Origin of the sequence: Streptomyces barkulensis, assembly GCF_002843305.1 — a bacterium.
GTDB lineage: Bacteria > Actinomycetota > Actinomycetes > Streptomycetales > Streptomycetaceae > Streptomyces > Streptomyces barkulensis.
This window is the reverse complement of record NZ_PGSG01000009.1, coordinates 136,814-161,012: the sequence shown is the minus strand read 5'-3', so window position 1 is coordinate 161,012 and position 24,199 is coordinate 136,814. Positions and strand designations below refer to the sequence as shown.

General features: G+C 73.3%; 16 protein-coding genes and 2 tRNA genes. 10 read left to right on the top strand and 8 right to left on the bottom strand.

Features of this window, described 5'->3' with window-relative positions:
• Positions 1 to 76: 76 nt before the first annotated feature.
• The 3 genes from CUT83_RS02490 to CUT83_RS02480 all read left to right on the top strand — a co-directional run bounded on the left by CUT83_RS02490 (position 77) and on the right by CUT83_RS02480 (position 4,021).
• Positions 77 to 655 carry a GNAT family N-acetyltransferase gene (locus CUT83_RS02490; RefSeq protein ID WP_101254210.1) on the top strand — a complete coding sequence of 193 codons (579 nt, stop codon included), beginning with the start codon at positions 77 to 79 and terminating at the stop codon, positions 653 to 655.
• A 10-nt stretch (positions 656 to 665) separates the two neighbouring features.
• The gene (gene dnaG, locus CUT83_RS02485) at positions 666 to 2,585 is read left to right on the top strand and encodes a DNA primase (RefSeq protein WP_101254209.1); all 1,920 of its coding nucleotides are present in this window, start codon (positions 666 to 668) and stop codon (positions 2,583 to 2,585) included.
• Between the two features lie 272 nt (positions 2,586 to 2,857).
• Complete coding sequence (locus tag CUT83_RS02480) at positions 2,858 to 4,021, top strand: RNA polymerase sigma factor (protein WP_240958145.1); 1,164 nt, start codon at positions 2,858 to 2,860, stop codon at positions 4,019 to 4,021.
• 87 nt (positions 4,022 to 4,108) lie between these two features.
• Here the strand turns inward: CUT83_RS02480 and CUT83_RS02475 are convergent, their stop codons facing one another.
• The 5 genes from CUT83_RS02475 to CUT83_RS02455 all read right to left on the bottom strand — a co-directional run bounded on the left by CUT83_RS02475 (position 4,109) and on the right by CUT83_RS02455 (position 11,568).
• Positions 4,109 to 5,584 (bottom strand): FGGY family carbohydrate kinase, encoded by a 1,476-nt coding sequence (locus CUT83_RS02475; protein ID WP_101254207.1) that lies wholly within the window; start codon positions 5,582 to 5,584, stop codon positions 4,109 to 4,111.
• Positions 5,585 to 5,628: 44 nt separating this feature from the next.
• Positions 5,629 to 6,888 carry a cation:proton antiporter gene (locus CUT83_RS02470; protein WP_101254206.1) on the bottom strand — a complete coding sequence of 420 codons (1,260 nt, stop codon included), beginning with the start codon at positions 6,886 to 6,888 and terminating at the stop codon, positions 5,629 to 5,631.
• A 2-nt stretch (positions 6,889 to 6,890) separates the two neighbouring features.
• Positions 6,891 to 7,364 carry a cation:proton antiporter regulatory subunit gene (locus CUT83_RS02465; RefSeq protein ID WP_101254205.1) on the bottom strand — a complete coding sequence of 158 codons (474 nt, stop codon included), beginning with the start codon at positions 7,362 to 7,364 and terminating at the stop codon, positions 6,891 to 6,893.
• A gap of 148 nt (positions 7,365 to 7,512) precedes the next feature.
• The gene (locus tag CUT83_RS02460; RefSeq protein ID WP_101254204.1) at positions 7,513 to 8,427 is read right to left on the bottom strand and encodes a thioredoxin domain-containing protein; all 915 of its coding nucleotides are present in this window, start codon (positions 8,425 to 8,427) and stop codon (positions 7,513 to 7,515) included.
• Between the two features lie 93 nt (positions 8,428 to 8,520).
• Positions 8,521 to 11,568 carry a DNRLRE domain-containing protein gene (locus tag CUT83_RS02455; protein ID WP_143688472.1) on the bottom strand — a complete coding sequence of 1,016 codons (3,048 nt, stop codon included), beginning with the start codon at positions 11,566 to 11,568 and terminating at the stop codon, positions 8,521 to 8,523.
• Positions 11,569 to 11,748: 180 nt separating this feature from the next.
• Here CUT83_RS02455 and CUT83_RS31325 point away from each other — a divergent pair, with 180 nt between their 5' ends.
• The 3 genes from CUT83_RS31325 (at position 11,749) to CUT83_RS02440 (ending at position 19,108) form a co-directional block, all read left to right on the top strand.
• A complete protein-coding gene (locus CUT83_RS31325; protein ID WP_277622918.1) occupies positions 11,749 to 18,237 on the top strand; it encodes an RHS repeat domain-containing protein in 6,489 nt (2,162 codons plus the stop codon).
• A 128-nt stretch (positions 18,238 to 18,365) separates the two neighbouring features.
• A complete protein-coding gene (locus tag CUT83_RS02445) occupies positions 18,366 to 18,737 on the top strand; it encodes a hypothetical protein (RefSeq protein ID WP_143688471.1) in 372 nt (123 codons plus the stop codon).
• Between the two features lie 164 nt (positions 18,738 to 18,901).
• Positions 18,902 to 19,108: a hypothetical protein gene (locus CUT83_RS02440; RefSeq protein ID WP_101254202.1), complete on the top strand. Its 207-nt coding sequence runs from the start codon at positions 18,902 to 18,904 to the stop codon at positions 19,106 to 19,108.
• Positions 19,109 to 19,356: 248 nt separating this feature from the next.
• Here the strand turns inward: CUT83_RS02440 and CUT83_RS02435 are convergent.
• Together CUT83_RS02435 and CUT83_RS02430 are read right to left on the bottom strand one after the other, a co-directional pair.
• Positions 19,357 to 19,430 (bottom strand) — tRNA-Ile (locus CUT83_RS02435).
• Positions 19,431 to 19,642: 212 nt separating this feature from the next.
• Positions 19,643 to 19,715 (bottom strand) — tRNA-Asn (locus CUT83_RS02430).
• A gap of 201 nt (positions 19,716 to 19,916) precedes the next feature.
• Here CUT83_RS02430 and CUT83_RS02425 point away from each other — a divergent pair.
• The gene (locus CUT83_RS02425) at positions 19,917 to 20,228 is read left to right on the top strand and encodes a YtxH domain-containing protein (RefSeq protein WP_093849012.1); all 312 of its coding nucleotides are present in this window, start codon (positions 19,917 to 19,919) and stop codon (positions 20,226 to 20,228) included.
• A gap of 38 nt (positions 20,229 to 20,266) precedes the next feature.
• On the opposite strand, the gene ligD is transcribed toward CUT83_RS02425, so the two are convergent.
• Positions 20,267 to 21,160: a non-homologous end-joining DNA ligase gene (gene ligD / locus CUT83_RS02420; RefSeq protein WP_240958143.1), complete on the bottom strand. Its 894-nt coding sequence runs from the start codon at positions 21,158 to 21,160 to the stop codon at positions 20,267 to 20,269.
• Positions 21,161 to 21,368: 208 nt separating this feature from the next.
• Here ligD and CUT83_RS02415 point away from each other — a divergent pair, with 208 nt between their 5' ends.
• The 3 genes from CUT83_RS02415 (at position 21,369) to CUT83_RS02405 (ending at position 24,124) form a co-directional block, all read left to right on the top strand.
• Positions 21,369 to 22,148, top strand: coding sequence for an IclR family transcriptional regulator (locus tag CUT83_RS02415; protein ID WP_101254200.1), 780 nt, complete (start codon positions 21,369 to 21,371; stop codon positions 22,146 to 22,148).
• Positions 22,149 to 22,234: 86 nt separating this feature from the next.
• Positions 22,235 to 23,101 carry an SMP-30/gluconolactonase/LRE family protein gene (locus CUT83_RS02410; RefSeq protein ID WP_101254199.1) on the top strand — a complete coding sequence of 289 codons (867 nt, stop codon included), beginning with the start codon at positions 22,235 to 22,237 and terminating at the stop codon, positions 23,099 to 23,101.
• Positions 23,102 to 23,164: 63 nt separating this feature from the next.
• Positions 23,165 to 24,124 carry an SCO2400 family protein gene (locus CUT83_RS02405; RefSeq protein WP_101254198.1) on the top strand — a complete coding sequence of 320 codons (960 nt, stop codon included), beginning with the start codon at positions 23,165 to 23,167 and terminating at the stop codon, positions 24,122 to 24,124.
• Positions 24,125 to 24,199 lie beyond the last annotated feature (75 nt).

Sequence of the window (24,199 nt, the reverse complement as noted above, 5' to 3'; positions counted from 1 at the left end):
CCGCCGGCCCCGCCCGGACCCGCCTCGATTCCGCCCCGGCCGCGGGCCGCCGCCCGCGAAACCGTAGCGTGGCGGTATGACTGCCCCCGTCATCCGTACCGCGCTGGTGCCCGCGTCCGAGATCCTCGGCCTGCGCCGGGAGGTGCTGCGCCCGGGGCTGCCGCGCGAGGCGGCGGTCTTCCCCGAGGACGGCGACCCCGCCGCGTTCCACATCGCCTCCTACGAGGACTCCTACGAGGACTCCTACGGGGACTCCTACGGGGGCTTCCGCGAGGGGGACGCCCCGGAGGTCCTCGGATGCGGCACGTTCTTCCCCGAGCCGTTCCCCGGCCCGTTCCCCGAACCCCTCTCCGGCCCGCAGCCGGACTCTGCCGCGACCGCGTACCGCTTCCGGGGCATGGCCAGCGCCCCCGCCGCCCGCGGCCGGGGCCACGGCGCCGCCGTGCTGCGCGCGGGCACCGCCGAGGCCGCCGCCCGCGGCGCCGCACTGCTGTGGTGCAACGGACGCACCACGGCCCGGGGCTTCTACGAGCGCCAGGGTTTCCGGGCGCACGGCGAGGAGTTCGTCATCGAGGGCGTCGGCCCGCACCTCGTGTTCGTCCGGGAGGTCCGGCCCCGGACCCGCCCTGCCGGGGACACCGCGGCGCGGCCGTAGACTTTCCGCCGTGGCGGGACGGATCAACGACGACGACGTGAAGGCGGTACGGGACGCGGTCCCGATCGACGCCGTCGTCTCCGAGTACCTCCAGCTGCGCCCGGCCGGCGGCGGAAACCTCAAGGGCCTGTGCCCCTTCCACGACGAGAAGTCCCCCTCCTTCCACGTCAGCCCGAGCAAGGGCCTGTACCACTGCTTCGGCTGCCAGGCCGGCGGGGACACCCTCGACTTCGTGATGAAGGTGGACCACCTCTCCTTCTCCGAGGCCGTCGAGCGGCTCGCCTCCCAGGCGGGGGTCACCCTGCGCTACGAGGAGGGCGGCTACGCCCCCGGCCGCCAGCAGGGCGAGCGCATCCGGCTGGTCCAGGCGCACAAGGCCGCCGCCGCCTTCTACACCGAGCAGCTCGACTCGCCGGAGGCCGAGACCGGCCGCCGCTTCCTGGCCGAGCGCGGCTTCGGACAGGAGGCCGCCGCGCACTTCGGCGTCGGCTACTCCCCGGCCGGCTGGGACCACCTCACCCGCTTCCTGCGCGGCAAGGGCTTCAGCGACAAGGAGCTGATCCTGGCCGGCCTCGCCCAGGAGAGCCGCAACGGCCGCCCCATCGACCGCTTCCGCGGCCGGCTGATGTGGCCCATCCGCGACATCACCGGCGAGGTCGTCGGCTTCGGCGCCCGCAAGCTGCGCGAGGACGACAACGGGCCGAAGTACCTCAACACCCCCGAGACGGCGATCTACCACAAGTCCCAGGTGCTCTACGGCATCGACCTGGCCAAGCGCGAGATCGCCAAGACCGGCCGGGCCGTGGTCGTCGAGGGCTACACGGACGTGATGGCCTGCCACCTCGCCGGGGTCACCGGCGCCATCGCCACCTGCGGCACCGCCTTCGGCGGCGAGCACATCAAGATCCTGCGGCGGCTGCTGATGGACAACTCCCGCTCGGAGGTCGTCTTCACCTTCGACGGCGACGCGGCCGGGCAGAAGGCCGCGCTGCGCGCCTTCGAGGACGACCAGAAGTTCGCCGCCCGCACCTCCATCGCCATCACCCCCGGCGGCATGGACCCGTGCGAACTGCGGCTGACCGAGGGCGACGAGGCGGTGGCGGCCCTGGTCCAGGGGCGCTCGCCACTGTTCGAATTCGCCATCCGCTCGGTCACCGGGCAGCACAACCTGGACACCGCCGAGGGCCGGGCCGCCGCCCTGGAGGAGGCCGCGCCGATCGTCGCGCGGATCAAGGACGGCTCGATCCAGCACCAGTACGCCGTACGCCTGGCCGGGCTGCTGGGCATCCTCGACACCGAGTTCGTGGTGCGGCGGGTGGGGCAGCTGGCCCGCTGGGAGCGCGAGCGGCGGGCCGGCGGCCCGGGAGGCCAGGGAGGTCCGCGGCAGCGCCGCCCCGCTTCACCGCCCGCACCGCAGGTGAGGCCCGGCCCCGCGCCCGGCGGCCCCCGGCTGGACCTGCGCAGCCCCCAGCGGCTGGCCGAGCGCGAACTGCTCAAGCTGGCACTGCAGTTCCCGGTGCTGGTCTCCCCGCTCTTCGACGCCTACGGGGCCGACGAGTTCACCGCCGAGCCCTACGCCGAGGTGCGCCGGGCCGTGGAGAGGGCCGGGGGAGTGGAGCGGGCCGACGGGGAGTACCTGACGCGGGTGCGGGACGCCGCGCCGGACGACACCGTGCGGTCGATGATCACCGAGCTGAGCGTCGAGCCGCTGCGCACCCCGCGCGAGCCCGACGAGGCCTACGCCGGGGAGTTCCTGGTCAAGGTGCGGCTGGAGGCGGTCAACCGCCGGATCGCCGAACTGAGCAGCACCCTCGCGCGCATGGCGAACAGCGGGGACGAGGCCCAGACGGCCGTCGCCGAGCAGCTGTGGACGCTGGAGCGGTACGGCCGTTCGCTGCGCGACCGCGGCGCCGCCGCGCTCTGGTCGTAGGCCGCGCGCGGAACGAGCGGGCCGGATCCCGCACCGGCCCGTTCTGTCACGTTCCGCACCCGTTCGGTCACCCGTGAGTCCAGAAACCGTGCGCACGCCCCTCGTGGCGGGAGTGTGTCGTACCCCACACTGAGGGAGGTGCCCGAGCCCCCGGAGCGCGTACCCCCTCGGCACCGTTCGTCCGCCGCGGTGCGGGCGGCGGTGCGGCCGCGCCCGTCCTCGTCTCGCGTGTCGTCCCCGAACCGGCAGCGACCAACTTGGAGGCCGCCCCCGTGCAGACCCGGACCCTCGCCGCCCCCGCCGCTTCCACCGCCCCCGCCGCTTCCACCGCCCCCGCCGCTTCCGGCACCCCGAGCGCTCCGGCCCTGGCCGCCGTACCGCCCGGGGACGGCCCGCGGGCGGTCTCCGGGCGGGAGGCCGTTCCCGGGCGGGAGGCCGTCCCCGGGTGTGAGGCGGAACCGGATGCCGAACGCCTCCGGGCGGAGCCCCCTCTCGCCCCCCGGACGGGCGGACCCGACGCGACCGGTCCCTCCGCCGACCTCTTCCGCCAGTACCTGCGCGAGATCGGCCGCGTCCCCCTGCTGACGGCCGCCGAGGAGGTCGAGCTCGCCCGGCGCGTCGAGGCGGGGCTGTTCGCCGAGGAGAAGCTCACCCGCACCCCCGGCCTCGATGAGAGCCTCGCCCTCGACCTCGACCGGCTGGTGGTCATGGGCCGGGTGGCCAAACGCCGCCTGATCGAGGCCAACCTCCGCCTGGTGGTCTCGGTGGCCAAGCGGTACGCCGGCCGCGGGCTGACCATGCTCGACCTGGTCCAGGAGGGCAACCTGGGCCTCATCCGGGCCGTGGAGAAGTTCGACTACACCCGCGGCTACAAGTTCTCCACCTACGCCACCTGGTGGATACGCCAGGCCATGTCCCGGGCGCTGGCCGACCAGGCCCGCACCATCAGGGTCCCGGTGCACGTCGTGGAACTGATCAACCGGGTCGTCCGCGTCCAGCGCCGCATCCTCCAGGAGCGCGGCTACGAGCCGACGCCCGAGGAGGTCGCGGCCCAGCTCGGCCTGACCGGAGAGCGGGTCGGCGAGGTGCTGCGGCTGGCCCGGGAACCGGTGTCGCTGCACGCCCCGGTGGGCGAGGAGGACGACGTCAGCCTCGGCGACCTCATCGAGGACGGCGACGCCCCCTCACCCGTGGAGACCGCCGCCTTCCTGCTGCTGCGCCGGCACCTGGACGCGGTGCTGTCCACCCTCGGCGAGCGGGAGCGCAGGGTCGTCCAGCTGCGCTACGGGCTCGTCGACGGCCGGCCCCGCACGCTGGAGGAGATCGGCCGCCTCTTCGGCGTCACCCGCGAACGCATCCGCCAGATCGAGTCCAGGACGCTGGCCAGGCTCCGGGACCACGCTTACGCGGACCAGCTCAGGGGCTATCTGGACTGACCTCCCGGCCCCCGACCCCCGGCCGCTCGGCCCCGTCGGCCGGCTCGGCCCGATCCCCGGCCCCCGGCCGGTGCCGCCGGTGCGGGCTCAGCCGAAAGCACCCGGATGCGTCTGCTCCCGCACCGTCGCGTACTGCTGCCGCACCGCCTGGCCCACCGCCAGCTCCTCGCCCGGTTCCAGGACCCGGCCGGCGGGGGCGGACCACATCGGGGGCTGCCGCGGCGAGAGCGTGCCCCGGGACACCCCCAGAGCCCAGGCGGCCTGGCGGGCCGCGCCCAGCGCCGTGTAGTCGGCGGGCTCGGGGACCACCACCTGCGCGCCCAGCAGGGCCGGGGCGATCGCCTGTACGGCCGGGAGACCGGCCGCTGCCCCCAGCAGGAAGACCCGGCCGACCGACACGCCCCGGCCGCGCAGCACGTCCAGGGCGTCGGCGAGACCGCACAGCATCCCCTCGAAGGCGGCGCGCGCCAGATGCTCCGGCTTCATGCTCTCGCGCCGCAGCCCGGCCAGCGTGCCGGCGGTGTGCGGCAGATCGGGGGTGCGCTCACCCTCCAGATAGGGCAGCAGCACCAGCCCGTGGGAGCCGGGCGTGGAGGCCAGCGCTAGCTCCGACAGGCCCTCCAGGGAGGTGCCGAGCAGTTCGGCGGCGCCGCGCAGCGCCCGTACGGCGTTGAGCGTGTGCACCACCGGCAGATGCATACCGGTGGCGTCGGCGAGCGAGGTGATCATGCCGGTCGGCTCGGCCAGCGCCTGGTGGTGCACGGAGAAGACCGAACCGGAGGCCCCCAGCGAGACCACCGCATCACCCGGGCCGACGCCCAGGCCGAAGGCGGCGGCCATCGTCTCGCCCGTGCCGGCCGAGATCAACAGCCCCTCGGGGGTGTGACCGGCGGGCTCGGCCGGACCCAGCACATCCGGCAGCCTCACCGGATGACCGAGCGCCAGCTCGGCCAGGTCCGCCCGCCAGGACTCGGTGGCGGCCGACCAGTAGCCGGTCCCCGAGGCGTCACCGCGGTCGGTGGTGCGGCGCTGCGGACGGCCCAGCAGCTGCCACACCAGCCAGTCGTGCGGCTGGAGGACCTCGGCCACGCGCCGGGCCGCCTCCGGCTCGTGCCGGGCCAGCCAGCGCAGCTTCGCGACCGGCTGCGCCGCCTGCGGCACGGTGCCCACCGCCTGCGCCCACGCCTCGCGTCCGCCGAGCGCGTCGACGAGGTCGGCCGCGGCGGTCTGCGCGCGCCGGTCGTTGCCGGCCAGCGCGGGCCGCACCGGGTCGCCCGCCTCGTCGAGCGCGACCAGCCCGTTCTGCTGCGCCGAGACGCCGATGGCCTGGACGCCCTCCAGCACCCCGCCGGCCGCGGCGTCGCCGAGCGAGAGCAGCCACGCCTGCGGGTCGGTCTCGGTGCGCCTGCCCGGGGCCGCTCCGGTCCCGTCCTCCCCGCCGCCGGCGCCCCCGGGCGCGGGATGCGGGGCGTATCCCTGTCTGACGACGGCACCGGTGTCGGTGTCGCAGACGACGATGCGGGTGTACTCGGACGAACTGTCCAGACCGGCGACTGTCCCCATGCAGGAGATGATGCCTCACCGGCCGCGGGCGCCTCCTTCCGGCCCTACGGCTGGGTGGGGGAGTCCGCGCGGGCCGCCGTGTCGGAGGGGATCCCGGACCCTTCCCGCATTCCGGCCGGCGGCTGCCCCGAGGAGCCGGAGGAGACCGGTACCAGCCGGGGCATCAGGGCCCTGACGGCGGGCTCCGTCCAGCGGGCGGCCAGCGGGCCGATTATCACCATCAGCAGCACGTAGGCGGTGGCCAGCGGACGGATCTCGGTGGCGACCCCGGCCGCCAGGCCGGCGATGACGATGGAGAACTCGCCGCGCGCCACCAGGGCTCCGCCCGCCCGCAGCCGGCCCCTGGGGCTGATGTCGGCGCGCTGCGCCGCGTACCAGCCGGTGGCGACCTTGGTCACCACGGTCACCACGGCCAGGATCAGCGCCGGGACGAGCACCGGCGGGATGTTGCCCGGATCGGTGGACAGGCCGAAGAAGACGAAGAACACCGCCGCGAACAGGTCCCGCAGCGGGGTGAACAGCCGCTGGGCGCTCTCGGCGACCTCGCCGGACAGGGCGATGCCGACGAGGAACGCGCCGACCGCCGCCGAGACGTGCAGCTGCTGGGCGATCCCGGCGATCAGGACGGTCAGGCCGAGCACCACCAGCAGCAGCAGCTCGGGGTTGTCGGAGGAGACGGCCTTGCTGATCAGCCGGCCGTGGCGCAGCGCGACGTAGAGGACCAGGCCGACCGTGCCCAGGGCGACGATCAGGCTGACGCTGCCGCCCATCAGGCCGACACCGGCCAGCAGGGTGGTCAGGATCGGCAGGTAGACCGCCATCGCCAGGTCCTCCATGACCAGGACGCCGAGGACGACGGGTGTCTCGCGGTTGCCGAGCCGGCCCAGGTCGGTGAGGACCTTGGCGATGACGCCGGAGGAGGAGATCCAGGTGACGCCGGCCAGTGCCACGGCGGCCACCGGCCCCCAGCCCAGGACGAGGGCGGCGACGGCTCCCGGCGTGGCGTTGAGGACGAAGTCCACCATGCCCGAGGGGTACTGCGTCCTGAGGTTGTCCACGAGCTCGGAGGCGCTGTACTCCAGGCCCAGCAGGAGCAGCAGCAGGATCACGCCGATCTCGGCGCCGATGGCGATGAACTCCTCGCTGGCGCTGAGCTCGAAGATCCCGCCGTGGCCGAAGGCGAGGCCGACCAGCAGGTAGAGGGGGATGGCGGACAGGCCGATCCGCCCGGCGAACCGCCCGATGATCCCCAGACCGAGGATGATGGCGCCCAGCTCGATGAGCAGCATGGTGGTGTCGTGCATGCTCAGCCCCCCGTGATGATCTGGGCGAGTTCCTCGACGCCCTGGCGGGTGCCCACGACCACGAGGATGTCCCCCGCCTCCAGTCTGAAGTCCGGCCCCGGGGCAGGGTGCGGCGCGGTGCGCCGCAGGACCGCGACGATGGACGCCCCGGTGCGGGTACGGGCACGGGTGTCGCCCAGCGGCCGGCCCCGGTAAGGGGACTTGGCGGTCACCGGGATCCGCTCGGTGGCCAGGTCCAGTTCCCCGACGGCCAGATCCGGCGCCTCGGGCTCGGGGGCGATCAGCGCGGCCAGGGAGGCGGCCTCGTCGGAGTCGAGCTGGAAGGACGCCTGGCAGGTGTCGGGGTCCTCGGGGTCGTAGAAGCCCAGGAAGCGGCGGCCGTCCTGGTGGACGACGACGGACAGGTGCCGCCCGGAACGGGTGGCGACGTCGTACTGGATGCCGACGCCCGGAAGCGGTGTGCGTTTCATCGGCAAGGCTCTCCCCCGCGGGACGGATCGGGCGGGCCCTGGACGTGCGGCGCCGCCGGAAGAGCCCGTTCTCGTGGAATTTCACGTGGAATGGAGCCAAGTTTCGCACAGGAGGCCGTCCGGCCGGTGTGTAACCGGTACGCCTCCTCGCTGGTCACCGACCCGCGGACCGCTCCATGGCCGCCTCCACGAGCCGGCCGAACCGTCCGGGGTCCATGGGCGGGACGCCGGCACCCCCCTCCTGGATCCGCTCGCCGTCGAGTTCGGCGGCCGGCGTGCCGGTGACGTCCTCGGCCGCGTCGAACTTCGCCGAGACCCGCAGCGCCCACGGATCGTAGACCCCGTCCAGGACCGCCCTCTCGAAGCCGTCGTGTCCCCTGAGCACGGCGACCTCCTGGGCGAGCCCGACCAGGTGCCGGTCGTCGGCGAACTCGTCCGAGGCCTCGTCGGGGTGGCGGTCGGCGGAGAAGAGCACCTCCTTGTAGGCCAGGAACGCCTCGGGGCTCACGTCCAGCGCGGCACCGAGCGCACTGAGCGCGTTGCGCGAACCGGTGCCGCCGGCGCGTTCGTCGAGGAAGGTGCCGAAGACGTACTCGGCCCGGTACCGGCCCGCCTCGGCATCCTCGCGGATCCGCCCGCCGTTGGCCTGCTCGAAGGCGGCGCAGACCGGGCAGCGCAGGTCCTCGTAGAGGGTGAGGGTGTGCCCGGCGTCCTCCCGGCCCAGGATGATGTCGGTTCCTCCCTCGCCCCGGGCGTGGGCCGGCGCTGTGTACCGCGCGTACGGGCCGGAGCCACCGCCCTCCTCGGCGACCTCGGCGGCGGCGGCCCAGTCGCTGCCGTCGCCCCGTCCGCCGCCGTCCCCGCGTGTGGCCAGGGAGCCGACCAGGGCCGAGGTGGCCAGCAAGGCCGCCACCGCGGCGCCCACGGCGAGCCGGCGGCGCAGCCTGGCTCGTGCGGCCTGCCGCGCGCGTTCGGCCCGCAGCCGTTCGCGTGCGGTCCTGCCGGGCGCGTCGGCGGAGGTTCCGGCGGCCTTCAGCGGTCCGCCTGCTCGGTTGTCGGTTCTGCTCATGGTGCTGCTCTCCGTGTGACGGACGGGGTGAACGGGGCCGTCCCGCCCGGAGAGGTCCGGGCGGGACGGCAGGAGCGAAGCGGACCGGGCCGGTCAGGACAACGCCGTGATGGCCTGCCAGCCACTGTTGCCCACGACGGTGGGACTGCCGGCCGCCTCCCGGCCACCCCGCAGGAACAGCAGCCGTCCGGAAGCGTCGGTGGTCCACAGGTCGGCGACCCCGTCGTCGTCGGCGTCGCCGGGAGCGGTGATCAGCGGCCGGTCGGTGGTCGTCCAGCCGTCTCCGTAGGCCACGCGTGCGGCGGTGTCGCCCAGTGAGGCCGGATCGGTGGCGTCCGGGTCCTCCGCGTCGGGCTGTCCGCGGTGGAGCCACAGCTCGCCGGTGGAGGTGTTCCGGACCAGCAGGTCGGGGTGGCCGTCGCCGTCCAGGTCGCCGGGGGAGACCAGGGTGGTGTCGCGCCAGCCGCTGTCTCCGATGAGGATCGGCAGGTCGAGATAGCCGTTGGTGTAGCCGGGCAGGTACCACAGCCGGTCGCCGATGACGGCCACCAGGTCGGTGGCGGCCGACTCGGTGTCGGCGTCGAGGTCGCCGACGGCGACGAGCTGGTCGAGGGAGGCCGGGTCGAGGTACTGGGTGTCCTCCTCGTCGGTGAACTGCAGGATCTCCTGCCGGGTGTCACCGGAGACGTGGCCGAGCCCGTCGTTGGGGTAGAGCCACAGTCTGCCGTCGCCGCGCCGGGTGATCAGGTCGGAGTAGCCGTCGGCGGTCCAGTCGCCGCGCTGGGTGATCAGCGAGCCGGTCCAGTCGCCGGTCGGGGAGACATCGACCCTGGGAGCGTGACCGCCGGAGCCGTTGCCGGGGTACAGCCGCAGGTTGCCGCCGCCGTCGACGGCGTAGAAGTCCGGATTCCCGTCGCCGTTGAGGTCCCCGGGCGCGTCGGTGACCCCGGCGCTCGCCGCGTAGAAGGTGTAGCGCTGGGTGTCGGAGACGTTGCCGGCCCGGTCGACGCTCTGTACGTACAGGGTGTGCGGCCCGGTACTGGCGGGAGTGAGCGAGACATCCACCGAGCCGCCCGCGCCGGCGGGGCGCACGGAGTTCGCCGGCGGGTTCCGGTCCAGGCCGTACCGGTACTCGACCACGTCGGCGACCCCGCCGCTGCCCAAGGTGAAGGTGCCCGGGGTGCGGGCCGGGGCGCCCAGGGTCCCGTCGCTGCCGTCCGGGTACTGGGCCGAGGTGACGGTGGGCAGCTGGGTGGGCCTTTGCGGGTCGAAGCCGAAGCGGCAGCCGGGGTCGCCCTTGGGGGGTGTCCAGTCGGACGCGGAGTGGGAGTCCAGCGCCCTGGCCTTCCAGGAGAAGTTCCCGCCGGCGGCGCCGGTGTGCTCGGCCAGCAGACTCTTGGAGACGGTGACGTGTGCGTAGGTGCCGCCGCTGCGCGAGGCGACCGTCACGGTCCTGTCGAAGAGCAGCCCGGGGTCCTCGTACCGCTTGCCGGTGGCCCACAGGTGGAACTGGACCCGCACGTCACCGCCGTCGGGGTCGGAGACGTAGGCCGTCAGCCGCACATCGGTGTTGCCCAGCCACACCCGCGGGGCGGTGTAGCCGCAGTCGGTGCCGTTGTGGGTACTGGGGCTGGTGTCCAGATTCCAGGGCGCCTTGGGAATCCGGTTGTAGTCGACGATGAGCTTGGGGTTGGGACTGAACCGCTTCCAGCCGTAGGTGTCGGTCTCGTTGCTCGCCCGCAGTCCGAAGGTGATGTTGCTCCACCTCTTGGAGGCGGCCTGCCGCGCGGCCTCGGTGGCGTCGAAGTCGACGCCCTTGTTGGCGCAGCCGTACGTCTCGTTGCCGTGTGCGGCGTTGAGAGTGTCCAGCTTGGTGCTCCAGGAGGGCTGCCTGTTCCAGGTGGTGGAGGAGCTGATCGCTCCGGTCAGCCACAACTCCACCGGCCGGGCGGAGCAGGACCACGAGTGGGTCATGGTGATGTTGAACTGCGCGTCCAGCACCTGCACCCCGGCCAGGTCCCTGGCGCCCATCCGGAAGAACGAGCGGGCGGTGCCGCCGGTGGCCGACTCGTACCCCACTCGCGCGTCCTTGGCGCTGCTGCCCCAGCCCGTGCCGTTCCAATAGGAATTGTTCGGACGGGGCTTGTAGGCAGTGGTCCAGGCCTCGCGGTCGCCTGTGAAGCGAGGGTCGATGTAGACGGGGAAGGTGGTGTCGGGTGAGGAGAGCAGATCCCGGTCGGGGGAGAGGACCAGGGCATGCTCCGACACCTCGACGCCCACCGCGGCGCTACGGGTGCCCGGATCGAAGTCGTCACCGGACAGGAGCGGGGCGTCCGCGGTGGTCTGCTCGGCGGCGGTCCCGTATCTCCGGGTGGCCGACTCCCCGGCGGCCGTCGTCTGCTCGGCGGAGGAGTCCCACATCCGGGCGGTGGAGGTGGCGAACACCGTCTGCCCGGCCGGGTTCTGTGCCGTCAGCGCGTTGGTCTCCCCGTCAAGGCTGATGGTGAGCCCTTCGGTCTCGAAGCCGAAGGAGATCTCCCGCAGCGCGGCGCTGTTCGCGGCCTGGGGCGTCTTGACGACGAGTACCTGGGAGAATCCGTCGACGTCGGCCGCCAGCGCCAGGTCGACGCCGGGCAGGACGTCGGGATAACGGGCGACACTGTCCTCCAGTACCGGCTCGGGGAGCGGATCGGGCCATGACAGGGCCAGGGTCCGGCCCTGGTCGGCCATCTCCACCAGCGGCCCTTCGCCCCCCGCGGAGAAGGTGACGCTGCCTGCGGCGGCCCTGGGCGCCACCCGGCCGTCCGCCTTGGCGAGGGTGGTGTCCACCGGTGTCCAGCCGCCGTCGCGCCGTACCCGTACGGGGCGCGCGTGCTGGGTCAGGCGCAGGGTGCCGTCAGGCTGGGCGTGCACCTCGCTGGATTCGGTGCGCAGCGCGGTGACCTCGACCGCCTCGCCGCTGCGGGCGGCCCGGTCCAGCGCCCGCTCCTCGGCCGTGGCCCCGGCCGGCAGGGCGCCGGACCCGTCCGCGTGGGCGGCGGGAGGGAGAAGAGCGAGCGATGCGCCGACCAGCACGGCCGTCAGGGCCGCGCCGCCGAACGGTCTGCGCCGCACCGGCCGCCGGAAACGTCCACCGGGCATAGCGGGCTTACCTCCAGTGCTTCCTTACGTGTCGTCAACTGCCGCGAACGGTACAGCCTTTGCTCTTTTTTGAGTCTGACGGGTCAGATCAAGTCAACAGTTGACCGAAACGGTTGTCAGGGGAAGTTGTGCCGTCTTAGTGTTCGGCCGATTACAAGATCTTCAGATTTTGGGGGCAGGGTGGGGACGCGGGCCGAGCAGGTCCTCTGGCAGCTCAAGTACCTCGGACACTGGCGGCGATCGGTGACCTTGGTGACGTTCGTCGCCATGTTGATCACCCTGCTGCCCCAGGCCGATGTCGCCGCGGCGGCAGCGCTGAGGAGCGAGCCGCCGGCGCCGAAGCACGAGCGCCCGGTTCCGGGCCGGGACCACAAACCCGGGAAGAGGACCGGGCCGGACGACACCGCCCGGGACTGGCGCCCCCCGCTCGGCACCTGGCGGGCCGCCTCCGGTGTGCTGCCGGTGGCAGAGACGGACGGCGACGGGAGTGAAGCCCGGCTGCACCCGGCCGACCCCGCCCGCCCCGCGGACCGCCTGCCGGCCCTGGACGCGAGCGCCGACATCCCCGTCACCCTGCGCCCGGTCGGCTCCACGGCGAAGACCGGCGGGAAGGCGCCGGAGAAGAACGGAGCCGGGAACCGGAAGCGGGCCGGTACCGGTGACCTGGCCCGCGTCGAGGTCAGGTCCCCGGCAGCCGCCCGCCGGATGGGCGTGGGCGGCGTGCTCCTGACCGTCGCACCCGCGCCGGCGCAGAACGTCCTGGCCGGCCGGAAACCCGCGTCCGGCCGGGTCGGCGTCGAGATCGACTACTCCTCCTTCGGCCAGGCCTACGGCGGCGACTGGGGCTCCCGGCTCACTCTCGTCGAGCTCCCCTCCTGCGCGCTGACCAGCCCCGCCGAGCGGGACTGCCGCGAGGCGACCGCACTGCGCAGCGTCAACGACCCCGCCGAACGGACCCTCACCGCCGAGGTCACGCTGACCGCCGCGCAGCCGACGGTGCTGGCCGCCGTCGCCTCGGCCTCCGGGGCCTCCGGCTCATACGCCGCCACCCCGCTGTCCCCCTCGGGCTCCTGGATGGCCGGCAGTTCCTCCGGCGGCTTCTCCTGGACGTACCCGATCGAGGCACCCGAGGTCCCCGGCGGGCCGCAGCCCGAGGTGGCTCTCTCCTACTCCTCCCAGTCGGTCGACGGCCGTACCGCATCCACCAACGCCCAGTCCTCGTGGGTCGCCGAGGGCTGGGACTACGAACCCGGCTTCATCGAACGCCGCTACCGCTCCTGCTCCGACGACCAGGGCGACGGCGCCAACAACACCACCAAGACCGGCGACCTGTGCTGGGGCTCCGACCAGGTGGTGATGTCACTCGGCGGCAGCTCCGGCGAACTGGTCAAGGACGACACCACCGGCACCTGGCGCCCCGCCGACGACGACGGCTCCCGGCTGGAGCGCCGGACCGGCGCGGACAACGGCACACGGGACGGCGAGTACTGGGTCCTGACCACCACCGACGGCACCCGGTACCACTTCGGCCTGAACAAGCTGCCCGGCGCCCCCGACGGCACGGTCACCAACTCCACCGCCACCGCCCCGGTGTACGGGAACCACCCCGGCGAGCCCTGCCACGCGAGTACCTTCGCGGCCTCCTCCTGCACCCAGGCCTGGCGCTGGAACCTCGACTACGTCGTCGACCCGCACGGCGACGCGATGAGCCTGTGGTGGGCGAAGGAGACCAACCGCTACGGCGCGGCAGGCAAGGACGACGGCGTCGCCTACACCCGTGCCACCCACCTCAGGCGCGTCGACTACGGCCAGCGCGCCGACACGCTCTTCACCGCGCGGCCCGCCGGGCGGATGAACTTCACCGTCGCCGAACGCTGCCTGCCCACCGACTCCTTCGACTGCGCCGAGTCCAAGCGGACCGCCACCAACGCCAAGCACTGGCCCGACGTCCCGCTGGACCGCCAGTGCAAGGCCGGCGAGAGCTGCAAGGGCAAGAACACCCCGACCTTCTGGTCCACCAAGCGCCTGGTGGAGATCGACACCCAGGTGTTGGCGGGCACCGAGCTGAAGACGGTCGACTCCTGGAAGCTGAAGCAGTCCTTCCCCGCCACCGGTGACGGCACCTCCCCGGCGCTGTGGCTGGAATCCATCACCCGCACCGGGCACGCGGCGGACGGCACCACCGCGTCGATGCCCCCGGTCTCCTTCCGCGGCATCCAGCTGGACAACCGCGTCGACGGCGTCGAGGGCCTGCCGCCCTTCTCCCGCCACCGGGTCAACGCCATCGACACCGAGACCGGCGGCACCATCGCCGTCACCTACTCGGAGAGGGACTGCCGGGCCCTGGAGCCCAAGCGGATGCCGGCCTCACCGCACACCAACACCATGCGCTGCTATCCGCAGTACTGGACACCCGAGGGCGCCTGGGAACCGGTGCGCGACTGGTTCCACAAGTACGTGGTGACACAGGTCCGCGAGGAGGACAACGTCACCGACGCCCCGCCGAAGACCACCAGCTACGAGTACCTCGGCGGCGCCGCCTGGGCCTACGACGACAGCGAGTTCGCCGAGGCCAAGCACCGCACCTGGAGCCAGTACCGCGGCTACGAGCGGGTCCGCACCCGCATCGGCGCCGGCGACGACGTCAAGCAGCTCACCGAGCACCGCTACTTCCGCGGCATGAACGGCGACCGGCTGCCCGACGGCGGCAAACGCTCCGTCACCGTCACCGACTCCGAGGGCGACACCGTCGCCGACGAGCCGCAGTACCAGGGCCAGCTCCGCGAGGAGACCACCTACGCCTTTGACGGCGGCCCGGTGGAGAACGCCACCGTCTTCACCCCCTGGTCGAAGAAGACCGCCTCCCGCGCACGCAAGGGCACCACGGCCCTGGAGGCGTACATGGTGCGCCCGGCCACCATCCGCACCCGTGAACGCGGCGACGGCGGCACCTGGCTGCGTTCCACCGAGACCACCACCTACGACGACCACGGCCTGCCCGTCACCGTCGACGAGACCACCACCGGCGGCACCAGGCGGTGCACCACCACCACCTACGCCCGCAACGCCGCCAAGCACATCGTCGACACCGAGATCCGCGAGGTCACCACGGCGGCCGGCTGCGGCACCGCAGGCGCCACCGTCCTGGACGACACCCGCACCCTCTACGACGGGCAGGCGTACGGCCGGGCGCCGACGCACGGCCTGGTCACCGAGGTCCGCGAACTCGACGCCGACGGCAGCGGCCACATCACCACCGACCGCACCGAGTACGACATCCACGGCAGGGAGACCGCCACCTGGGACGCCGAGGGCCGCAAGACCACCGTCTCCTACACCCCGGCCACCGTCGCCGTCCCGACGCAGACCGTCACCACCGACCCGCTCGGCCACACCGAGACGGTCGAGTTCGACCCGCTGCGCGGCCTGCCGCTCGCCGAGACCGACGCCAACGGCAAGCGCGCCGACATGGAGTACGACCCGCTCGGCCGCCTGCTGAAGGTCTGGGAGACAGACCGGGACAAGGCCACCCAGAGCCCCTCGGCCACCTACGACTACGACATCCGCCGCGACGCGCCCACGGTCGTCACCACCCGCACCCTGAAGGACAACGGCGACTACGCGGTCTCCCACGAGATCCTCGACGGCCTGCTGCGCACCCGGCAGACCCAGGACGAGGCCGTCGGCGAGGGCCGGATCGTCAACGACACCTTCTACGACTCCGCCGGACGCGACTTCAAGACCAACGACGGCTACCACAACACCGCCGAGCCCTCCACCGACCTGCTCGTCGTCGGCGACAACGAGGTGCCCTCGCAGACCCGCGTCACCTACAACGGCCTGGGCGAGCCGATCGCCGAGACCGTCTACTTCCGCGGCGAGGAGAAGCACCGCACCACCATCGAGCGCGACGGCGGCTCCACCACCACGGTGCCGCCCGGCGGCGACACCGTCACCACCACCTTCACCGACGACGAGGGACGCGTCTCCCGGGTGCGCGAGTACACAGAGGAGGACCGCGGCGCCTGGCGCGACACCGTCTACCACTACGACGCGCTCGACCAACTGGTGAAGATCACCGCCCCCGGCGGCGCCGAGACCACCTTCACCTACGACGCCCGCGGCCGCCAGACCTCGGTGACCGACCCCGACGGTGGTACCACCACCTACACCTACGACAACTCCGACCGCGTGGTGGCCACCACCGACGCCCGCGGCAACACCCTCCACACCGACTACGACGCCGGAGGCCGGCCCACCGCCGTGCGCGAGGACGGCCCCGACGGCCCCCTCCGCCTGGAGTGGACCTACGACACCCTCGGCAAGGGCCTGCCCGTCGCGGCCGTCCGCCACCACGGCGGCCGGGAGTACCGCGAGGAGGTCACCGGGTACGACAAGGCCTACCGGCCCACCGGCACCCGGACCGTGATCCCCGAGGACGAAGGGCTCATCGGCGGCACCTACACCTACAAGTACAGCTACACGCCCACCGGCAACCTCTCCTGGGCGGAACTGCCCGGCATGGGCGGCCTCACCCGCGAGCGTGTGGTCTTCCGCTACAACGCCGACGGCCTGCCCGTCTCCATGGGCGGCGCGGCCAACTACGTGACCGATGTCCAGTACTCTGCCTTCGGCGAGGTGCTGCGCACCGAGGCCGGCGCCACCGGGAAAAAGGTGTGGGCCTCCTACGAGTTCGACGAGTTCACCAAGCGGCTCACCCGTGCCGTCTACGACCGGTCCGTCACCCCCGGCCGCATCGACGACGTCCGCTACTCCTACGACGAGGCGGGCAACGTCACCGGCATCACCAGCACGCCGGGCCAGGCCGCCACCGCCGACCCCCGCCCCGACACCCAGTGCTTCACCTACGACCGGCTGCGCCGGATGACCTCGGCCTGGACCGAGGAGGACACCGAATGCCAGGACGGCCCCGATGCCGGGACCGTCGGCGGCACCAACCCCTACTGGCACACCTACGCCTACGACGAGGCGGGCAACCGCACCAGACTCGTCGAGCACGATCCGGACGGTGACACCGCCAAGGACGTCACCCGGACCTACCGCTACGGACAGGAGGGCGTCGGCGGCCCCAACGCGCTCGCCGAGGTCACCTCCACCGGCCCCGGCGGCGAGCGGCTGAACACCTTCGACTACGACGCGGCGGGCAACACCACCAAGCGCCGGCGCGGCGGCAACACCCAGACCCTGACCTGGGACGTGGAGGGTCAGTTGGTCAAGGTCTCCGAGCCCGTGGAGGGCGGCGGCGCCAAGGAGACCTCCTACCTGTACGGGCCCGACGGGGAACGGTTGATCCGCACCGGGCCGGACGGCGCCAAGACCCTCTACCTCGGCGAGATCGAGCTGACGGCGAACGACGCCACCGGTGAGGTCAGGGCCCAGCGCTTCTACGAGCACCCCGACGGCTCGGCCACCGTGCGCAGCACCGGAGGCGGGCGGCAGTTGATGCTCGCCGACCACCACGGTTCGACCAACCTGCTGGTCGACATGGCCGATCCCGCCATGGCCGTTACCCGCCGGCAGCTGACGCCGTTCGGCGAGCCGCGCGGCACCGCTCCGGCCGACTGGCCCGGACAGCGCGGCTTCGTCGGCGGGACCATGGACCCGGACACCGGTCTGACCAGGCTCGGAGCCCGCGACTACGACCCGGCCACCGGGCGGTTCATCTCGGTCGACCCGATGGTGGACTACACCGACCCGGCGACGATCAACCCGTACGCCTACGCCAACAACGCGCCGGCGACGTTCTCCGACCCGGAGGGCCTGTTCTTCCCGATCCTGATCGGCATCGCCGCCCGGATCGCCGTCCAGGCCGCCATCCGCGCCGCCGCCCGCTACGCCGCGCGCCGCGCCGCCCAGGCCGCCGCCCGTGCCGCCGCCCGTGCCGCCGCCCGCAGGGCGGCCGCCCGTGCCGCCGCCCGCCGTGCCGCTGCCCGTGCCGCCGCCCGCCGAGCGGCAGCCCGCCGAGCGGCCGCTGCCCGCCGAGCGGCAGCCCGCCGTGCCGCCGCTCGCGCCGCCGCCCGCAGGGCGGCCCAGCGCCGCGCCGCCGCCCAGGCCCGCCAGCGCGCGGCCCGCGCGGCGGCCCGCAGGGCACAGGCCCGCCGTGCCGCCGCGCGCAAGGCGAAGCCGAAGCCTCGCTCGGCGCCGCGGAGCCGCCCGAAGCCCAAGCCGAAGCCCTCGCAGCAGAGGAAACCGGCCCAGCAGCAGCGGCGGTCGCAGGAGGCCAGGAACGAGGCCAGGAGCGAGGCTCGGGAAGAGGCCAGGGACCAAGTTCTGGACGCTGCCTCGCAGCAGGCCCAGGACAGCTCCCCGCGATGGAGCGAGGCGCAGGACGACGAAGCTGCTGCGGCTCGTTATGCCAGGGACCTGTTGGGCAAGGAAAGGAAGAACAAGCACGCGACGTACACTGCCGGATACGACCCTGGGACAGGACGTGTCGTGGTGGGGTGCTCCTCAGACCCCAGCGGTTGCGCCGAGCAAGACGTGGAACGGCAGCTCGGCCGCGGACCAAAGGTGCCTATCTTCACCAAGGCCTTCGGCTGGCGCAAGGGGAAGTGGGTGGAAATACCCATCTGCGTCCGTTGCCAGAGCAGGTATAGCAGAAAGCAGTTCCCCCCGGACGTGATATGGGACAAGGGAGGTTCCTGGTGAGGAAGAGGTTGTGCGAGGCCGAGATTGGCCGGCATCGGTGGATCGGCCTCCACACCTTGGGGGACCGCTCCGAGCAGGTTCCGGACGCTTTGCGCCGGATGGTCTCGGGAGAGACCGAGGAAGAGGTCATGGAGGCCTACTGGGACCTGGAGAACACCGTGGTCGTCCAGGGGCAGCTCTTCGACTCGGCGCTCCCGGTGCTGTCGGTGCTCCTCGCGGCGCTGACGGAGGAGATCTCGGTCGAGGCGCGTGACGCGGTGGTGGAGTTGATCCACCAGATCGTCTCCGGCGAGTCCGATGAGGAGGAAGTCGAACGGGGAAACCCCGATCTCGGTCCGCGCTGCCGGGAGTTGGCGAGGGAAGGGTTGTGGCTGCTGTACCGGGAGTTGGGCACCCGCAGGCGGGAGAACGCCGAGGCGATCCTGGAGGCGATCGACCCCGACGGGGAACGCCTCGCGGTGCTGCGGTCCTCGGTACGGGGGAAGAGCGCACCGAGGTGAGCTCCTGGGGCCGGGCGGTGGCCTTCACGTGAACAGGCGGCCGGAAGGGGAGCCGGCGCGGTGCCAGGCGACCTGGAGGCGTGGAGGTGGTCGAGGTGATGAATGCGGCCCATGGCCGGGTTCCTGCCTGGTTTCCGGGCAACAGGGAGGCATACGGGTTTCTGGTGGAGCTGTCGGAGGGGAACGCCGAGGTACGGAGTGCCGTGACGGCGGACCGGCCCCCGTCGGAGGAGGTGGTCGAGGATCTCCTCGACCACCTCAGCGACCGGCTGACGGACGTGGGCTTCACCGGGGACTGGGAGATCACCCCGCTCGGTGAGCGGATCGAGGACCTGATCGACGTCTTCAACAATCTGCTCCCCGAGGAGTGAGCCTTCCCCGGGTGACGCCGGACCGGCCGTGCCCGCGGATGTGCGGGGTCCAGGGGCCTCCTGGGCCGGCCCGGCCCGGCCCGGTGGACGGGGCTGGAGCCCGGCGTGCCTCCGCGGCACCGCCGCGGTACGTGCGTCACCCGTGCCCGCACCCGAGCCGCCCGCCGGGCCACCGGGAGCGGCACCGGAGGGAAAGGACGCGGCGGGGTCGCTCCGGCTTCCGGAGCGACCCCGCCGATCGCCGCGAGTGGGGCGGGTGGGACTCGAACCCACGGCCGACGGATTATGAGTCCGCTGCTCTAACCGGCTGAGCTACCGCCCCGGGACGGCGCGCCACGCACATCTGTGCGCGCCGTCTGCCGCAGCATAGCCGCTCATACGATCTCCCGCCCGTGCCGGGGTGAGGCAGGGGCAGTGAGGCCCGTCACCACGGGCCGGAGGCCGGTCGCCGGAACGGAGCAGGCCTCTCCGCAGCGGCCCGGACACGTGCCGGGCACATGAAGAAGGGCCCCTCGCGGGGCCCTTCTCGTCCTGCTCCCCCGACTGGACTCGAACCAGTAACCTGCCGGTTAACAGCCGGCTGCTCTGCCAATTGAGCTACAGGGGACTGCTGATCGGAGGCGCCCGTTCCGGTTTCCCAGGGCGTTCCCCGCTGGCGAGGAATACAGTAGCGCATGCCGGGGGGTGCTCTGAAATCGGTATTCGCGGCGCGCCTCGGGGTACCCGGTGGAACGTCCGCCGCAGACCGACAGGGCGCACACCCGCGCGGCCGGGGTGCGCCGGGAAAGACCTGAGAAAGGGTGGAGCCATGCGCTACCGGCTCACGTTCGTCGTAGGAGTGGCCGTCGGGTACGTGTTCGGCACGCGGGCCGGGCGGGAGAAGTACGAGCAGCTGCGCGAGAGGGCCCGCAAGTTCGCCGAGAACCCCGCGGTGCGCAACGCCTACGAGTCCGCCGCGCACAACGGGCGGGAGATGGCCGGCAAGGCGCTGAACACGGTCTCCGACCGGATGGGCGACCGTGTGCCGGGACCGGTTTCCGACCGGGTCCGCATGCTGCGCGGCCGCCGTGTCGAGCAGCGCACGCCGTTCGACGACGGCTGGGGGACCGGCAACGCCTGAGGGGGCCGGCCCCCCGGGGCGCGTCCGGCGGCTCCGCGTCAGGAGCCGTCCGGCAGCCGCCCCGCGCGGGAGGGGTCCAGGAGGGGAGCGAGCGGATCGCCGTGCCTCTCCAGCCGGGAGGCCAGATCGCCGGCCGTGAAGACGAGGTCGCCGGGCTGTTCGCAGCCGGCGACCTCGTCCCATGTCACCGGGGTGGAGACGGTCGGCCTCGGCCGTACGCGCAGGGTGTACGGGGCGGCGGTCGTCCGCGTCCACAGGTTCTGGCCGTGGTCGATGAAGACCTTTCCCTTACGCAGCCGCCGGGGCACCTGGTCCACGACGAGGTCCGGCAGCGCCTCGGCCGCCTCACGGGCCAGCCGCCCGGCGTAGCCGGCCACGGCCTCGGAGTCCGCGGGCCGCAGCGGGGCGAGCACGTGCAGCCCCTTGGAGCCGGAGGTCTTGGCGTACGAGGGCAGGCCGTCGCGCTCCAGCAGGTCGCGCAGCCGGCGTGCGACCGCGCAGCACTGGACGATCGTCGCCGGGGCGCCCGGGTCGAGGTCGAACACCAGCCGGTCGGCCATCCCCTCGGCGGGGAGCCGCCACTGGGGCGTGTGCAGTTCCAGCGCGGAGAGGTTGGCCGCCCACAGCAGGGTCGGCAGGTCCTGGACGACGACCTGGCGGTCGGTCTTCCCGCCGACGCGGTGGACCTCGCGCACCGTCACCCACTGCGGTGTGCCGGGCGGTACGTGCTTGGCCATGAACGACTCGGCCTCCACGCCGCGGGGGGCGCGGACGAAGGACACCGGGCGGTCGCGCAGATGGGGCAGGAGCACCCCGGCGACGGAGGTGTAGTAGTCCACGACATCGCCCTTGGTGAAGCCCGAGGCGGGGTAGAGGACCCTGTCCAGACTGGTCAGCTCGATCGTGCGGCCTTCCACGACGGTGCTCGTCATGAGGGGCGGGTTCCACGGGCGGCGCCGTCCATGCGGGGTGCCGCACATCGTGGCGGGGCGGGCCGGGACCCGGCGGCGGAGAGGGTCGTTGCGGGGTGCTTCGGGCTGCGGCTAGCCTGTGTTCGTGATTCCGGTCGTTCTTCGGAATCTCGAACGACTGCGGGTGCCGGCGAGCCCGGAGCCCTCAGGGGAGAAGGGGAGGGCTGCCATGGGGCGCCTCGTGCCGGCCGTGACCAGGGCGTTCGACATCCTGGAACTCTTCCTCGACGGGGACGGGACCCTGTCGGCGCCGGAGATCACCCGGAAACTGGGCCTGCCCCGCACCACCGTCCACGAGCTGGTGACCACCCTGGCCGCGCGCTCGTATCTGGTGCCCGTGCCCGGGCAGCCCGGACGTTACCGGCTCGGGGTGCGCACCTACCAGCTCGGGAGCCGCTACGCCGAGCAGCTCGACCTGGCCGCCGAAGGCCAGCAGGTGGCCCGGAGTGTCGCCGAGACCTGCGACGAGACCGTGCACGTGGCCATCCTGGAGGGCGCGGACGTCATCTACATCGCCAAGGTGGACAGCACCCACGCGGTCCGCATGGTCTCCGCCGCCGGCCGGCGCCTGCCCGCGCACTGCACCTCGGTGGGGAAGATGCTGCTGGCCTCGCTGCCCCCGGACGAGCTGGACGCGCGCCTGCCCGGTCCCGGCGACGAGCCGCTGCGGGCCATGACGGAGAACTCCATCACCTCGCCCGGGGAACTGCGCGAGGCACTGGCCGGTATCCGCGAGCGCGGCGTCGCCGTCGAGCGGCGCGAGTCCAACCCCGATGTGAGCTGTGTGGCCGCGCCCGTCCGGGACAGCACGGGGAAGGTGGTGGCGGCGCTCAGCATCTCGGTGCCCATGATCCGCTGGAGCGAGGAGCGGCGCGCCGAGCTGGAGAACCTTGCGGTCGAGGGCGCGGCCGAGCTGTCGGCCCGGCTGGGGCACCGCGGCGCGGCGTAGCCGGGCCGGCACGGGCGGGCGGACGGTGGGCGGGAAGCCGGTGGGCGGCCCGCGAGGAGAGCCGACGAGGAGAGGGGCGGGACGGCATGGCCGGATCGGGGAAGACGGCGCGGCTCGAGGTCGCGGTGCGGCAGGGGGCGCTGCTGGGCGAGGGGCCCACCTGGGACGCGGAGCGCGAGCGCCTGGTGTGGGTGGACATCCTCGCGAGCCGGGTGCACACCTACGCCCCGGCCGACGGCCGCCGCACGGTGCTGGCGACCGAGCAGCACGTGGGCGCGGCCAAGCCGCGGGCCGGCGGCGGCCTGGTGGTCAACCTCCGCGACGGGGTGGGCCTGTACGACGGGGACGGCTCGTTCTCCTGGCTGCGCCGCGAGCCCGTCGCGGGCCGCCGGGGCAACGACGCCGCCGTCGCCCCCGACGGCGCGCTGTGGGCGGGCACGATGGCGTACGACGAGCGTCCGGGCGGGGGCACGCTCAGCCGTGTCGCCCCGGACGGCTCGGCCGTCACGGTCCTGGCGGACGTGGGCATCAGCAACGGCACGGGCTGGAGCCCGGACGGGCGGCTGATGTACTACATCGACACCCCCACCCGTCGGATCGACGTCTTCGACACCGACGGCCCCGAGATCCTGGGCCGCAGGACGCTGGCACGGATCGAGGAGGGCGCGGGCTTCCCCGACGGGCTGACGGTGGACGCGGAGGGCTGCGTCTGGGTCGCCCTGTGGGGCGGGGGCGCGGTCCGGCGCTACACCCCCGACGGCAGGCTGGACCGGACGGTCGCCGTCCCGGCCTCCAACACCACCTCGTGCGCCTTCGGCGGGCCGGGCCTGCGGGACCTCTACATCACCACGGCCCGGACGGGCGCCGATCCCGCCGCGGAACCGCTGGCCGGTTCGCTGATGGTGCTGCCGGACGCGGGGGAGGGGTCGGCGCAGCCGCCTTTCGCGGGTTGACACCGGATCTTCACAGGGAGTGTCTTCTCCTCTTCCCGTCGAGCCTCGTACCCTGCGGACTCCATGACCTACTGCGTCACATGCCGTCGGCATCTCAACGGCGCTCTCTCCTGCCCGGGTTGCGGCACACCCAGCCACGGCCTGGCGTCGGCGGACCCCTCGGCTCCGGCCTCCGCCGGTCAGTACGGACAGGGGCCCGGCCCGTACGGCCCGTACGGCGGCGGTGACGCGCACGGCGGATACGCCGCCGACTACGACGGCGGGTACGGGCCGGGCGGCGGGGACGGTCACCAGGCCGGCCACGAGGACGTCCGCGACACCTACGAGGACACCCACGGCGACACCCACGGCGACACGTACGGCGTGGAGACGTACGGCGCGGAGGCGTACGGCGAGCACGACGAGCGCGGCGAGCAGGTCGACGGCCCGGAAGGCGGCCCGGAAGGCGAGGGCCGGGCGGCGGCGCGCGCGGCCGCCCGGCGCGGCCGCCGGGCGCGGTCGCGGGCCGGGCGGCGGCGCCGTACCGCCGTCGCGGGCCTGATACTCGGCGCCGGGATCGCCACCCTCGGCGTCGCGGAGTTCACCACCGAGGGCGTGCTGAAGGAACTGCCCATACCGGGCGTCTCCCCGGCCGGCGGCGGGAACGAGCCCGGTGACGGCGCCGACGGCGAGGAGGGTGGCGGATCCGCCGACTCCGGGGGTTCGGCCGAGCGGCCGCCCGGGGCGGAGCAGCCGGGCGCCGGCCCGTCGGGCTCGCCGTCCGCCGCCACCTCCGCGTCGGGTTCCCCCTCGGCCGGACCCTCGGAGTCGGCGGACTCCTCGGCGGATCCCTCCGCCTCCGCGGAGCCCTCGACCACCGCGGTCGAGAGCGGCGGCATCACCACGGCCCCCGAACCCACCGCCGACCCCACCCAGGCCCCCGAGCCGCCACCCCAGGAGACGCCGCCCGCCGATCCGCCCCCGCCGGAGCCGGAACCCGAGCCGACGCCCACCTGCGAGCGCTTCCTGTGGTGGTGCACCTAGAGCAGGACCGCTCGGCCCTTGCCGGCGCCGCTCCCGGCCCCGCTCCCGGTGCCGCTCCGTCTCGTCCCGCCCCGT

Coding starts and splice junctions, on each gene's coding strand:
- CUT83_RS02470 (WP_101254206.1), bottom strand. CDS start 6,888: ATGCACGACACCACCATGCTGCTCATCGAGCTGGGCGCCATCATCCTC.
- CUT83_RS02475 (WP_101254207.1), bottom strand. CDS start 5,584: ATGGGGACAGTCGCCGGTCTGGACAGTTCGTCCGAGTACACCCGCATC.
- CUT83_RS02455 (WP_143688472.1), bottom strand. CDS start 11,568: ATGCCCGGTGGACGTTTCCGGCGGCCGGTGCGGCGCAGACCGTTCGGC.
- CUT83_RS02405 (WP_101254198.1), top strand. CDS start 23,165: ATGACCTACTGCGTCACATGCCGTCGGCATCTCAACGGCGCTCTCTCC.
- CUT83_RS02425 (WP_093849012.1), top strand. CDS start 19,917: ATGCGCTACCGGCTCACGTTCGTCGTAGGAGTGGCCGTCGGGTACGTG.
- CUT83_RS02410 (WP_101254199.1), top strand. CDS start 22,235: ATGGCCGGATCGGGGAAGACGGCGCGGCTCGAGGTCGCGGTGCGGCAG.
- CUT83_RS02415 (WP_101254200.1), top strand. CDS start 21,369: ATGGGGCGCCTCGTGCCGGCCGTGACCAGGGCGTTCGACATCCTGGAA.
- CUT83_RS02490 (WP_101254210.1), top strand. CDS start 77: ATGACTGCCCCCGTCATCCGTACCGCGCTGGTGCCCGCGTCCGAGATC.
- CUT83_RS02460 (WP_101254204.1), bottom strand. CDS start 8,427: ATGAGCAGAACCGACAACCGAGCAGGCGGACCGCTGAAGGCCGCCGGA.
- CUT83_RS02445 (WP_143688471.1), top strand. CDS start 18,366: ATGGAGGCCTACTGGGACCTGGAGAACACCGTGGTCGTCCAGGGGCAG.
- ligD (WP_240958143.1), bottom strand. CDS start 21,160: ATGACGAGCACCGTCGTGGAAGGCCGCACGATCGAGCTGACCAGTCTG.